The organism is Streptomyces pacificus, assembly GCF_011766325.1.
Taxonomy (GTDB): domain Bacteria; phylum Actinomycetota; class Actinomycetes; order Streptomycetales; family Streptomycetaceae; genus Streptomyces; species Streptomyces pacificus.
Genome location: NZ_BLLG01000002.1, coordinates 92427 through 105827, shown reverse-complemented (window position 1 = coordinate 105827; position 13401 = coordinate 92427). Strand labels below are relative to the sequence as shown.

Annotated in this window: 8 protein-coding genes and 1 pseudogene; 6 read left to right on the top strand and 3 right to left on the bottom strand. The window is 71.5% G+C overall.

The window, feature by feature from the left end; genetic code table 11:
- Window positions 1–5 precede the first annotated feature (5 nt).
- Window positions 6–1499, top strand: a complete 1494-nt coding sequence (locus SCWH03_RS03390; RefSeq protein ID WP_173261571.1) for a DNA-binding protein NsdB — start codon at window positions 6–8, stop codon at window positions 1497–1499.
- 246 nt (window positions 1500–1745) lie between these two features.
- Here the strand turns inward: SCWH03_RS03390 and SCWH03_RS03385 are convergent, their stop codons facing one another.
- Complete coding sequence (locus SCWH03_RS03385) at window positions 1746–3194, bottom strand: PP2C family protein-serine/threonine phosphatase (protein WP_173261569.1); 1449 nt, start codon at window positions 3192–3194, stop codon at window positions 1746–1748.
- A 260-nt stretch (window positions 3195–3454) separates the two neighbouring features.
- Between SCWH03_RS03385 and SCWH03_RS28745 the strand changes: the two are divergent.
- Window positions 3455–3586 (top strand): annotated as a pseudogene (locus SCWH03_RS28745) (transposase); the annotation flags it as partial.
- A gap of 323 nt (window positions 3587–3909) precedes the next feature.
- Here the strand turns inward: SCWH03_RS28745 and SCWH03_RS03380 are convergent.
- Both SCWH03_RS03380 and SCWH03_RS03375 read right to left on the bottom strand, forming a co-directional pair.
- A complete protein-coding gene (locus tag SCWH03_RS03380) occupies window positions 3910–5271 on the bottom strand; it encodes an FAD-dependent oxidoreductase (protein WP_173261567.1) in 1362 nt (453 codons plus the stop codon).
- Window positions 5272–5619: 348 nt separating this feature from the next.
- Window positions 5620–7254, bottom strand: coding sequence for a glutamate synthase subunit beta (locus tag SCWH03_RS03375; protein WP_173261565.1), 1635 nt, complete (start codon window positions 7252–7254; stop codon window positions 5620–5622).
- Between the two features lie 453 nt (window positions 7255–7707).
- Here SCWH03_RS03375 and SCWH03_RS03370 point away from each other — a divergent pair, with 453 nt between their 5' ends.
- From SCWH03_RS03370 to SCWH03_RS03355, 4 genes are all read left to right on the top strand, one after another.
- Window positions 7708–8070, top strand: coding sequence for a hypothetical protein (locus SCWH03_RS03370; RefSeq protein WP_173261563.1), 363 nt, complete (start codon window positions 7708–7710; stop codon window positions 8068–8070).
- 669 nt (window positions 8071–8739) lie between these two features.
- Window positions 8740–10539, top strand: a complete 1800-nt coding sequence (locus SCWH03_RS03365) for a S8 family peptidase (RefSeq protein WP_173261561.1) — start codon at window positions 8740–8742, stop codon at window positions 10537–10539.
- Between the two features lie 374 nt (window positions 10540–10913).
- On the top strand, window positions 10914–11480 hold the full coding sequence (locus SCWH03_RS03360) for a PadR family transcriptional regulator (protein ID WP_173261559.1): 567 nt from the start codon (window positions 10914–10916) through the stop codon (window positions 11478–11480).
- Window positions 11481–11649: 169 nt separating this feature from the next.
- The gene (locus tag SCWH03_RS03355; RefSeq protein WP_173261557.1) at window positions 11650–13368 is read left to right on the top strand and encodes an acyl-CoA dehydrogenase family protein; all 1719 of its coding nucleotides are present in this window, start codon (window positions 11650–11652) and stop codon (window positions 13366–13368) included.
- The last annotated feature ends 33 nt before the right edge of the window (window positions 13369–13401 follow it).

The following is a 13401-nucleotide window of genomic DNA, read 5'->3' as shown; positions in this document are numbered from 1 at the left end:
TTGACGTGACCGGAGAACCCAACACCCGTCTCGCGGACCTGTTCGGCCTCGCCGGCTGGTCCAAGGGCGAGCTCGCGCGGCTCGTGAACCGGCAGGCGGCGGCCATGGGCCACCCGCAACTGGCGACCGACACCTCGCGGGTCCGGAGATGGATCGACATGGGGGAATCCCCGCGCGATCCCGTACCGAAGGTGCTGGCGGCCCTGTTCACCGAGCGACTCGGCCGTGTCGTGACCATGGAGGACCTCGGATTCGTACGGCACGGGCGCACGCGCAAGCGAAGGGAGGCCGGGGGCCCCGGCCACCCCGACGAACTGCCCTGGGCACCCGAGCGTACGGCGGCGGTCCTCACCGAATTCACGGGAATGGACCTCATGCTCAACCGACGCGGCTTGGTGGGCGCGGGCGCCGCGCTCGCCGCAGGCTCCGCACTCAGCAGCGCCATGCACGACTGGCTGCACACCGACCCCGCTCTCGCCACCCACCCCCCTCGTGCCCACGACCTCCTGCACGCGGACCCCGCCGGGTTCGACCGCTACGAGGCCGCTCCCATCGGGTCGCAGGAGATCGACGCGCTCGAGCGCTCCGTGGAGGTGTTCCGCGCCTGGGACGCCTCCCGCGGCGGCGGGCTCCAGCGCAAGGCCGTGGTGGGCCAGCTCAACGAGGTGGGCGGCATGCTCGCCTACCGGCACCCCGACCACCTCCAGCGCCGCCTGTGGGGTGTGGCCGCCAACCTCGCCGTGCTCGCCGGCTGGATGTCCCACGATGTGGGCCTCGAGCCCACTGCCCAGAAGTACTTCGTGATCGCCGCTCACGCGGCGCGCGAGGGCGGCGACCGGCCCCGCGCCGGGGAGGCCCTCTCCAGGGCCGCCCGCCAGATGGTGCATCTGGGCCGACCGGACGACGCCCTCGATCTGATGAAGCTCGCCAGGTCCGGCTCCGGCGAGACGACGCTGCCCCGCACACGGGCGATGCTGCACACCATCGAAGCCTGGGCACAGGCCTCCATGGGCCGTGCCCAGGCCATGCGCCGGGCCCTGGGCGAGGCGGAGGACCTGTTCGTCTCCGACAAGGGGGACGTGCCGCCGCCGAGTTGGATGCAGATGTTCGACGAGGCGGACCTGCACGGCATGCAGGCGCTGGCCTACCGCACGCTTGCCGAGCACGATCCGGCTGTCGCCGGTATCGCTCAGCGCCACGCCAAGCGGGCGTTGGAAATCAGGGAGAGCGGTCGCCAGCGGTCGAAGATCTTCGACTACATCTCCATGGCGTCGGCGTGCTTCATCGCCGACGACCCGGAACAGGCGGACAGATACGCCCGGCTGGCGCTGGTGTCGATGGGCGAGACCTCGTCGCACCGTACCTGGGACCGGCTACGGGAGATGTACCGCCTCACCGGTCAGTTCTCGGGCTATGCGAAGATCGAGAACCTGCGTGAGGAAATCGAGCTTGCGCTGCCCAACAGCCCCTCCAGGACGGCGCGGAGCGTCAGGGTCTGAGCCGTGCCGGGGAACGGGCACGCTTCTGCTGACTGCTGACTGCTGACTGCTGACTGCCGGCGGATGGCGATTGACGGCTGAAGTCGGCGAGAGAGGCCGTGCCCGAGCGACTGGGTATTCCTGCGCGACCGCCGCTGCGGGTCGCGGTGGAGGGAGCGTGCCGCCCGAAGAAGCCCAAACAACGAAGACACCCACACCGCCCCCACTCTGACGGGTGAGTCGGCCCGTCGAGCGGTTTCCTCACGTCTATCGGGCGACCCTGGCCACCATCACCGAGGCGTCGTGCTGACGTTCGGCCGCGTCGAGCTCCTTGATGATCAGCCGCACGCAGTCCTGTGCGCTCCGGGCGACGGTGAGGCCGGGGGCGAGGGAGAGCAGACGCTCGTGTCCAGGGCTGTCATCGGTGGATCCCGTCCCCCTGGTCAGCCCGTCCGTGTGGAGAACCAGCACATCGCCGGGCAGCAGGACGATCTCGGCCTGCCCGTACACCCCTGCGGTCCTCGCTCCCAGCAGGGCGCCGTCCTGCTGGGGCAGCGCGCGCCCCGTGCCGCCGCGGAACAGCAGCGGGGCAGGGTGTCCCGCCTGTGCCCAGGTGAGCATCCGGCTCGCAGGGTCGTACTGGCAGCAGACGGTGCTCGCGAGCGTGGGCTGCGCGGAGGAGTCCAGCAGCGCGTTGAGCCGGCCCATCAGCGGTCCGGGACGGATGCCCGCCGCGGCGAGCGCCCGCAGGGCACCCATCAGCATCGCCAGGGTGGAGGTCGCGGCGATCCCCTGCCCGGTCAGATCCCCCACGCTCAACAGTGCCCGCGCCTCGGGAAGTTCTTGGGCGTCGAGCCACTGGCTGCCGGTGAATGCCTCCCGTGGAGACGCCAGGTGGTGACCCGCCAGTTCCAGTGCCGCCGGACCGCTCCCGGGGAGTGCGCGCACTCCGCGCCAGGGCGGGAGGACCGCTTCGTGCACCTCCGTCGCCACACGGCGCTCGGTCCGGTCGATGTGCTGCCGTCGGCTGAGCGTGTCCTGCGATTCGCGCACCGCCCTCTGGGATCTCCGCAGTTCGCTGACGTCGCGGAGGACCGCCCACATCGAGGCCGTGCAGCCGTCGGCGTCGAGGACCGGCTCCCCCATCATATGGAGCGTACGGACGCGTCCGTCAGCGCGGACGATGCGGAACTCCCCGTCGATCGGCTTTCCGTCGACCAGGCAGTCCGTCACCATCCCGGTGAGTAAGCCCTGGTCCTCGGCGAACACCACGGACGGCAGCTCGTCCAGCGTCATCGGGTCGCCGGCGGCGGGGCGTCCGAAGATCCGGTGCAGCTCCTCGGACCAACTCACCTCGTCCGTCAGCAGGTTCCACTCGGCACTGCCCACCCGGCTGAGCAGTGAGTCCCGGCGCCGCGGCGGTTCCCCGTACCGGAGCTGCTCGTCCCTGCCGGGCGGGTCCTGGGGCTCCGGCAGGGCGGGAAGCCCTTCCTTGAGCTGTCCCAAGTGACCCCAGAGATCGTCGAGCTGGTGCACCGCCAGGTCGCACAGGGCCCGCTGCCAGCGTCCCTGAGGATCGTCCTCATCCACCGCTGCGTCCCGCCGGACCGCGTCCACGTCTCCGCGCAGCCGCCGGGTCTGCGAGATGAGTTCGTCCACCGATTCACGCCGTGGAGGCTGCGGGGCGGGACGGTCCGCGAACAGATGGGACGGCATGTCGTACTCCGATGCAGGCGCGGCATGGCCAGGTCTCGGCAAAAGACCGGTTACGACTGTTGCACAGGTAACGGGGGTGTGTAAGGGATTTGGCAACACTCGATACGGTGGTGCACCTGGCATATGTCAATGGCCCGCTGTGTGCCCGACCAGCCATAACATCATTCTCTGCTGCTCCTGAGCCTGGACCCACCGCCCGATAGGCGGGCCTGTGGACGACAGAATGAGGGCCCTCCTGCCGTATGTGTGGGTGCTGTGGCCTGGGGACCTGGGTCAAGCAGGCCGAGACCGACGGTGGCTCCTGTCCCGGTACCACCAGCCAGGACGCCGCTCGCATCGCCGAGCTGGAGCGGGAGGTGAAGGAACTGCGCCGGGCGAACGCGATATTGAAGTCGCGCCGAGGAGGCTGCCCGTGCGCGGTTCCGTGCGCGGTGCCACGCCGGGGCCGGTGGGAAACGCCACCGCGCGACCTCCCGGCAGCCGGGATCGCCATATGGTCCGATGCCGGGCCGCTTCCCGGTGGGACCGCGCGGCGGGTCAGCAGGCCGGTCGCCCGGCCCGGGGTGCCCCGGGCACGGCGCAGGCAACCGGGCGGCGGTGCGGCCCGGCGGCTCCCCGGCCGCCGGGCCGACCCGGCACAGGCCCCGGACCTGGTCAGGCGTCACTGGCGCGGAGTATCCGTCAAGGCCGCCCGCGACGGGTGCGCGATCAAGTGTCAGGCACCGCTCGCGTGGAGCATCCCCTCCCGGTCCACGATCTTCACGCGTGCGCGGCCCTCGGGTTCGCCCAGCGCGCGTTCTGCCGCGTCCAGCCGGTACCAGCCGTCCCAGGTGGTGTAGCGGACGTTCCGTTCCCGGAGGAAGGCGAGGACAGCCTCCGGTTCCGGCGCGGGCGGTGTGTGCAGGCGGTCGTTGGCGTGGTCGTCGAGCAGACTCGCGACCGTCTCGTTGGCGTCGCCCTTGGTGTGGCCGATGAGGCCGACGGGGCCGCGCTTGATCCATCCGGTGACGTATGCCGACGGCAGATGCCGTCCGGCCTCGACGACGCGGCCTGCCTCGTGCGGCACCGTGCCGCTGCCGAGGTCGAAGGGCAGCTTGGGGATCTCCTCGGAGAGGTAGCCGACCGCGCGGTACACCGCTTGCACGTCCCAGTCGCGGAACTCTCCCGTACCGGTGACGTTCCCGCTGCCGTCCAGGGCCGTCCGCTCGGTGCGCAGCCCCGACACCCTGCCGCCTTGGCCCAGGACTTCAACCGGGGACTCGAAGAAGTGCAGGAACAGCTTGTGCGGCCGGTCGCCGGTGTCGCGGATCGCCCAGTTCTCCAGGGTCTTGGCGACCATGTCCGCCTGCTTGCTGGCGCGGCGCGTGGCGATGGATCCCTCGTCGTAGTCGATGTCCTCGGGGTTGACGATGACCTCGATGCTGGGGGAGTGGTCCAGCTCGCGCAGTTCCATGGGGCTGAACTTCGCCTGCGCGGGGCCGCGACGCCCGAACACGTGGATCTCGCGGGCCTTGTTCGCGGCCAGACCGCCGTACACGTTCGGCGGGATCTCCGTCGGCAGCAGCTCGTCGGCGGTCTTGGCGAGGATGCGCGCCACGTCGAGAGCGACGTTGCCGACGCCGAGCACCGCCACCTTCTCCGCCTCCAGCGGCCAGGTGCGGGCCACGTCCGGGTGGCCGTCGTACCAGGACACGAAGTCCGCCGCGCCGTACGAGCCGTCGAGGTCGATACCGGGTATGCCGAGCGCCCGGTCGGCGTTGGCTCCCGTGGAGAAGACGACCGCGTCGTAGAAGGCGCGGAGGTCGTCGAGGCCGATGTCACCGGGGTAGTCGACGTTGCCGAACACCCGGATCTGCGGCTTGTCGAGCACCTGGTGCAGCGCGGTGATGATCCCCTTGATCCGCGGGTGGTCGGGCGCCACGCCGTACCGGATCAGGCCGAAGGGGGCGGGCAGCCGCTCGAAGAAGTCGATGGACACGCCCGGGTCGGCGGCGGCCTCGGACTTCAGCAGGGCATCGGCGGCGTAGATCCCCGCGGGTCCGGCTCCTACGACAGCTACCCGCAGGGGGCGAGGCATGACGGATTTCCCTTCGAACGGCGACGGCGGTATGACGGATACTCTCTCACCCGGATGACCTGCTCAGGTAAGGGGGCCCTAATGTATGACCTCATAAGTCAGGCTTATGGGTTCTCCAAGGGGTGCGGGCGCCTTCGCCGCCGGACCGCCGGCCGGCCCTGCTGCCGGAAGTCCTCACTGCGGGAGTCGGCCGGCCCGCGACTTCTCGCCCTGCTGCGGGGCGGGCCAGGTGGGTCCGGGTCGCGCTCGCCCTGGCACGCCGAGGCGTCGACGTCCCGCGGGTCATGATCCGTGATCGGCGGTGCTGCCGGGTCGGCCTGCTGCGGCCGCGCCCGCCCGGCAGCAGTGTCAGGAAGCCAGGGGCCGGTCCCGCGGTGCGATCGGCGACGGCAGCACGGTGGACCCGCAGAGATAGCGATCTGCCGCCGCGGCGGCCGCGCGTCCCTCTGCGATGGCCCATACCACCAGGGACTGCCCGCGCCCCGCGTCGCCCGCGATGAACACCCCGTCCGCCGGGGTCCGCCCGGTCGTGCGCTCCGGCAAGACCACCGGGCCGTGCTCCTCGCCCGGCGGGGTGTCCCGCCCGGCGCAGGCGTCCTGCTCGGCGGAGGCGTCCTGCTCGGCGGAGGCGTCCTGCTCGGCGGAGGCGTCCTGGCCGTCCGGCCGGGACGGCAGCGCGGCGAACGTGCCGTCCCGGGCGAAGTTCCCGCGGTCGTCGACGGTCAGCCCCAGCTGCGTCATCAGCCCCGAGCCCTGCTCGGGGCCGGAGAAGCCGAGGGCGATCAGGACGAGGTCCGCCGGGAGCGCCCGCTCCGTTCCCGGTAGCGGGCTCCTCGCCGCCGGTTCCACCGCCGTCAGGCATAGGGCCCGTACCCGCCCCGCGTCATCGCCTTCGAAGTGCAGGGTCGCCGTCGAGAACAGCCTGGGATCGACTCCCTCGCGGCCTCGTGCTTCCGCATGGGCATGGGAGATCCGGTAGACCTTCGGATGGGTCACGGGCCACGGCTGGATGTCCGGCCTCGTCCCCCCGGGTTCCGGATTGATGTCCAGCTGCACCGCGGAGCGCGCGCCCTGGCGCAGAACGGTGCCGAGGCAGTCGGAGGCGGTGTCGCCACCACCGACGATCACGGTGTGCCTGCCCTCGGCGCTCACCGGGGGAGCGGCGTAGTCGCCCTCCCGGACCCGGTTCGCACAGGTCAGATAGTCCATGGCCTGGTGGACCCCGTCCAACTCGCGGCCCGGCACCGGCAGCTCGCGCCGCTCGGTCGCGCCCACGGCCACGATCAGCGCGTCATGGCGCCTCCGGAGTTCGGCGGCGTCCAGCTCGCCGCCGACGTCCGCACCGGTCCGGAATTTGGTGCCCTCCTCCCGCATCTGCTCGATGCGGCGGTCGAGATGGTGCTTCTCCATCTTGAACTCGGGTATGCCGTAGCGGAGGAGCCCGCCCGGCCGGTCCTCGCGCTCGTAGACCACCACGGTGTGACCGGTGCGGGTCAGCTGCTGCGCCGCCGCCAGTCCCGCCGGACCGGACCCGATGACGGCGACGGTCTTGCCGCTCAGTCGCTGTGGTGGCTGCGGCGGTGTGTATCCCCGCGCCCACGCCTCGTCGGCGATCGCCTGTTCGACGTTCTTGATCGTCACCGGATCGGTGTTGATCGCCAGGACGCACGCGTCCTCGCAGGGTGCCGGACAGAGCCTCCCGGTGAACTCGGGGAAATTGTTGGTCGCATGCAGCCGTTCCGCCGCGGCACGCCAGTCTCCGCGCGAGGCGTACGCGTTCCACTCGGGGATGAGATTGCCCAGTGGGCAGCCGCTGTGGCAGAACGGGATGCCGCAGTCCATGCAGCGTTTGGCCTGCTCGGACACGAGCGGGAGCAGCGCCTGCCCCGCGTGGACCTCCCGCCAGTCGCCCAGGCGCTCCTCGACCGGGCGCGGCGGGACGGGCCGCCGGGGGATGCTGAGGAAGCCACGTGGGTCGGTCATGCGCCGCCTCCGTCGTCCCTGTGCACTGCGCTGCGGCGTTCCGACCAGCCTACGCCTGGTTCATCCACCCTTGTCAGGGTTTCGGTGATCCTGTTCGGCGCCCCGGTCGTGTCACGGCCCCGGAGCCGGCGCTCCGCCGCCCTCCCTGCCCTCCACCCTCCTGGGCTGTCGCGGCAGGTCCCGTGGACAGCGGCCGGCGCGCCGGCCGGGAGTTCGGGGGCCGGCAGCTCTGTGACTCGCCGGAACGGACTGCCCGTACGGCGGGGCGCACTGTCCGTAGGGGAGGGGCGAGGGGGAGGGGGCGGGCGCCCGGCCGTTTGCGGCCCTCGGTGGGGAGATGGTGTGATGACGTGGTTTTTGGGGGCGTACGGGTGATGTGCGCGACGGAGAGGAACCATCCGGCCACCGGGGAGCGCCCTGCGTGGTGTCAGTGACGCAACCCTGGAGGCTTTCATGACCGCTGAGCCCCTTCCTTCGCCGTCGTCGGTGGTGCCGGACGCGGTTGCCGGGCCCTACCGGGCTCTCGGAGCGCTGGACATCGACGGGGTGCACTCCGCGGCCGGGCCGAACCCGGCGGCGGCGGATGTCGAGGGCGGCCTCCGGCCACCCGTCGCGGAGCAGCGGCTGTCCCTCCCGATCGCAGCGCACGACCGCCGGCGACTGGACCTGCACTCGGCCCTGACCGCCAACGGCGTCGCTCCGCTCCCCGGCGATCTGGACGCGATCGACGTCCTCAGCGCGCTCGACGACCGGACGGTGGAGACCGTCCTCCACTGGATCGCCGTCCCCGGCCCGCGGCCGGTTCCCGCCGTCTGACGGCCCGCGCCGGTCGAGGGGTCCCGCGCCGGAGGTCCGCACCGGGTCGGTCGTGCCGCACGGACCGGTGGGGCGGCGCAGGTCAGCCGGCCCGCGCGGGGCGGAGCGACTCGGCAGCGAGGACGTCGCAGCGGCGGGCCGGTTCCGTACCGCTCGCCCCGTACCCCGCATTGGCGCACTCCGCATTACCGCACCCCGCATGCCGTACCGCTCGCCTCGCACCACTCGTCCCGGCCGGGACGGCACCGGGACCCGCTGCCCCGCCTCGGCGGCCGGTGCGAGTGGTCGGCCGTCGCCGCCCGCTGCGGCCCGCACCGGATCGCGATGGAGCCCCCGGCCTCCGGGCTACGGAGGATCGGGCGCGCTCCGCGCCGGGTCCGGGGTGATCCGGTCGGCGCTCCACACTGCGTCCAACGCGTCGAGCGCATCCTCCGCGGGGGCGGCTCCCGCGCCACGAGACCGCCGGGCAGTACATGCCGGCCGCCGATGAGACAAGCCGTCCGACGGGCCTCCATAACGGGCGGAATACTCGCCAACCACTTTTGCCCCGGCAGAAGTTGGGCGCGAAAGACACCTTCCCCCGCGGCGCCGCGGTCTGAGATCTTGCGTCCATTCCGCTCATCGCACGCCCGCGCGCGCCTCGGTGTGACCGGGCTTTCGGAGGATGCCTTGCCCACCCCCCTCATATCCAGCCGACTGAGACGTCCGTTCGTCGCGTGTGCCGCGATAGGCGCCGCCCTGGTGGCGGCGCTTCCCACGAGCGCCGCACAGGCCGCGCCCCAGGCCGCGAGCGCACCGGTCGTGTCGGCGGCTCCCGCCGCCCCGCAGGCCGTCCGTGCCGCCGGGACCCGCGCCTATCTGGTGATCACCGCGCCCGGTGGCACATCTGCCGTGCGTGCTGCCGTCACAGCCAACGGCGGTACGGTCTTCGCGGACTACGATGCCATCGGTGTGATCGTGGCCCACTCCGCGTCCTCGTCCTTCGCCGGCACCATGCGCGGCGTGCCGGGCGTGCAGCAGGTCGGAGCGACCCGTACGTCGGACGTTCCCGCCGACGCGTACAACCCCGCGCTGCCCGCTGCGCCGTCCCAGGTGCCGACCACCATCGCCGAGGCCAACCGCTGGGACATGACCCAGATCAGGGCGGACAAGGCGTGGGAGGTCAGCACCGGTTCCGCCGCGGTCAAGGTCGGTGTCCTCGATACCGGTGTCGACGACCTCCACCAGGACATCGCGCCCAACTTCAACGCGGCGGACTCGGTCTCCTGCGCCTATGGCCGGCCCGACACCCGAGCCGGTGCCTGGCGCGACATCGGCGACCACGGCACCCATGTGGCGGGTACCATCGCCGCCGCCAGGAACGGCAGGGGCGTCGTCGGTGTCGCCCCCGGGGTGCGGATCTCGTCCGTCCGTATCGCCGAACCGGGCACCGGCATGTTCTTCGCAGAGAACACCATCTGCGGCTTCGTATGGGCCGGCGACCACGGCTTCAGGGTCACCAACAACAGCTACTACACCGATCCGTGGATGTTCAACTGCCCGGACGACACCGACCAGGCCGCGATCATCGAGGGCGTGAAGCGCGCCCAGCAGTACGCGGAGGGCAAGGGATCGCTCCAGGTCGCCGCCGCCGGCAACTCCAACTACGACCTGGCGAACAAGCGGATCGACAGGTCCAGCCCCAACGACTCGACGCCGGTGACCCGCACCATCACCAACGCCTGCATCGACATCCCGACGGAGCTCCCGGGGGTCGTCACGGTCGCCGCGACGGGGAACGGCAACGCCAAGGCGTCGTACTCCAACTTCGGCCGTGACGTCATCGACATCGCCGCGCCGGGCGGTGACGGCGTGCACGGGGTGTACTCGACGGTCCCGGGCGGCACCTACGGCAGCAAGAGCGGCACGTCGATGGCCTCCCCGCACGTGGCGGGTGTCGCCGCCCTGATGGTGAGCACCGACCCGGCCGCGACTCCGGCCGAGCTGCGTGCCCGCCTCGCCGCGCAGGCCAACGACACCGCCTGCCCGTCCGACGGCCGCTGCACGGGTACGACCGCTGACAACGCGTTCTTCGGCGAGGGGCAGGTCGACGCACTGAAGGCGGTCGGCGCCGCACCGCCCGCGGGCCGCTACTTCGAGAACACCGCGGATGTGGCCGTCCGCGACAACGCCACCGTCGAGTCGCCCATCACGGTCACCGGTATCACCGGCAACGCCCCCGCCGCGCTTGTCGTGGGTGTGGACATCACGCACACGTACCGGGGTGACCTGGTGCTCTCCCTCGTCGCTCCGGACGGGACGGTGTACCTGCTGGAGGACTTCCCGGACGGCGACAGCGCAGACGACGTCGTGAAGACGTACACGGTGAACGCCTCGTCGGAAGTGGCCGCCGGCACCTGGAAGCTGCGCGTACGGGACTCCGCGGCGCAGGACACCGGCCGTATCGACGCCTGGAACCTGACCTTCTAGCGGAACAGCGCAGCGCAGCACAACGCAGCACAAGGCAGCGCAACGCAACACAGCGCGGGACGAAGAGGCCCCGCCGTGTGCCCGCGCCCCGGAAGGGGCGCGCCCGGGCGCACCGGCGCAGCCGCCGCGGGCACCCGTTCGGCGCCGGTCTGGTTCCCGTCGCCGAGACGGTGCGCACCCGCCCGGCGGAGTGGGCTCCCGGGCCGTATCCGCGCGGCACGGGAGCGGCTCACCGTGCCGCGGCAGCCGTCCGCCCCGGGCGGATGCGCCCTCGGCCCCGTTAGCGGCGGCGCAGCGGCCCGCCCGGGTGAGTCGCGTCTCATCCGCGCCCCTCCACTTGCCTATGCAACGAGTTGCACACAAGGATCGGGTGCATGGCTCTCGAACACGCGATCCTCGTCTCCCTGCTGGAGCAACCGGGCTCCGGCTATGAGCTGGCGCGCCGGTTCGAGCGGTCCATCGGGTACTTCTGGACCGCCACCCATCAGCAGATCTACCGCGTCCTGAAGCGTATGGAGGGCGACGGCCTGCTGCGGGTCCGCGAAGTGGCCCAGCAGGGCCGGCCGGACAAGAAGGAGTACGAGGTCGCCGCCCCGGGCCGTGCCGCCCTCTCGCAGTGGCTGCATGAACCGGTCGAGCCGGAGAGCATCCGCCATGAACTCGCCGTGAAGATCCGCGGTGCCGCCTTCGACGACCCGGCGGCGCTGATCTCCGAGGTCGAGCGGCACCGCGAGGCTCACAGGGCTCGGCTGGCGCACTACCTGTCGGGGGAGCAGCGGGACTTCACCGGGCCCGGGGCGCCTCAGCCGCCCGGCATCCGCCAGGAGCTCCAGCATGTCGTGCTCCGCGGAGGCGTCGCCTACGAGCGGATGACCATCGCCTGGCTCGACGACGTCCTCGCCACCCTCCACCGGCTCGGCGCCGCACCTCCGGGCGCCTGAAGCGGGCACGTGCATCGGGTCCGCCCCTGTGCCCCGCCCACCCCGCGGCGAACGCACGCACCGTGCGGTGGTGACGGTTCGCGGCGAGCCGCGCCACCCGCGCTCACCCGTCCGACCTCCGACCTCCGACCCGCGAGCTCCGACCCCCGATCTCCGGAAGGCGTATCCGATGGCCGACGAACTCCTGTTCAACCCCCGCACCTACGACCCCGCGCACTTCGACCCCGAGACCCGCAGGCTGCTGCGCGCCACGGTCGACTGGTTCGAGGCCCGCGGCAAGCGCAGGCTGATCGAGGACTACCGCTCCCGCGTCTGGCTGGAGGATTTCCTCGCGTTCTCCGCCAAGGAGGGCCTGTTCGCGACCTTCCTGACTCCGGCGGCCGACGCCGCCCGGTCCGACCAGCGCTGGGACACCGCCCGCATCGCCGCCCTCAACGAGATCTTCGGGTTCTACGGCCTCGACTACTGGTATGCCTGGCAGGTCACCGTCCTCGGCCTCGGGCCGGTGTGGCAGAGCGGCAACGCCGCCGCCCGCGCCCGTGCGGCGGAACTTCTCGCCCAGGGCCGGGTGTTCGCGTTCGGGCTCTCCGAGAAGACCCACGGTGCCGACATCTACTCCACCGACATGCTGCTGGACCCCGACGGCGACGGCGGTTTCCGGGCTTCCGGGTCCAAGTACTACATCGGGAACGGCAACGCCGCCGGGCTCGTCTCCGTCTTCGGCCGCCGCACCGATGTCGAGGGCCCGGACGGCTATGTCTTCTTCGCCGCCGACAGCCGTCATCCCGCCTACCACCTGGTGAAGAACGTCGTCGACTCCTCCAAGTATGTCAGCGAGTTCAGGCTCGAGGACTATCCGGTGGCGCCGGAGGACGTCCTCCACACCGGCCGTGCCGCCTTCGACGCCGCCCTCAACACCGTCAACGTGGGCAAGTTCAACCTCTGCACCGCCTCGATCGGTATCTGCGAGCACGCGATGTACGAGGCCGTCACCCACGCCCACAACCGCATCCTGTACGGCCGCCCCGTCACCGCGTTCCCGCACGTGCGGCGCGAACTGACCGACGCCTACGTACGCCTCGCCGGCATGAAGCTGTTCAGCGACCGCGCCGTCGACTACTTCCGCTCCGCAGGCCCGGACGACCGCCGCTATCTGCTCTTCAACCCGATGACCAAGATGAAGGTCACCACCGAGGGCGAGAGGGTCATCGACCTGATGTGGGACGTCATCGCGGCCAAGGGCTTCGAGAAGGACAACTACTTCGCCCAGGCCGCGGCCGAGATCCGGGGCCTGCCCAAGCTCGAGGGGACGGTCCACGTCAACCTCGCGCTGATCCTGAAGTTCATGCGCAACCACCTGCTCGACCCGGCGGACTACCCCGAGGTGCCCGCTCGGCTCGACGCGGCCGACGACGAGTTCCTCTTCCGGCAGGGTCCGGCCCGTGGCCTCGGCTCCATCCGCTTCCATGACTGGCGGGCCGCCTTCGATACCTACGCCGCGGTGCCGAACGTCGCCCGCCTGCGCGAACAGGCCGACGCGCTGTGCGCGTTCGCCGACACGGCCGCCCCCGACGAGGAGCAGAGCCGCGACCTGGACCTCCTCCTCGCCGTAGGCCAGCTTTTCGCGCTGGTGGTGTACGGCCAGCTGATCCTCGAGCAGGCCCGGACCACCGGACTCGACCAGGACGTGCTGGACGAGCTCTTCGCCGTCCTGGTCCGCGACTTCTCCGGTTACGCCGTCGAACTGCACGGCAAGGACTCCGCCACCGAGCGGCAGCAGCGCTGGGCGCTCGACGCCGTGCGCCGGCCCGCCGTCGACGAGGCCCGCTCGGCACGGGTCTGGGAGCGGGTAGCGGCGCTGTCCGGGACGTACGAGATGGCTCCGTAGCCGCCCCCGGCCGGCGGTACCGGGCAGCCCGGC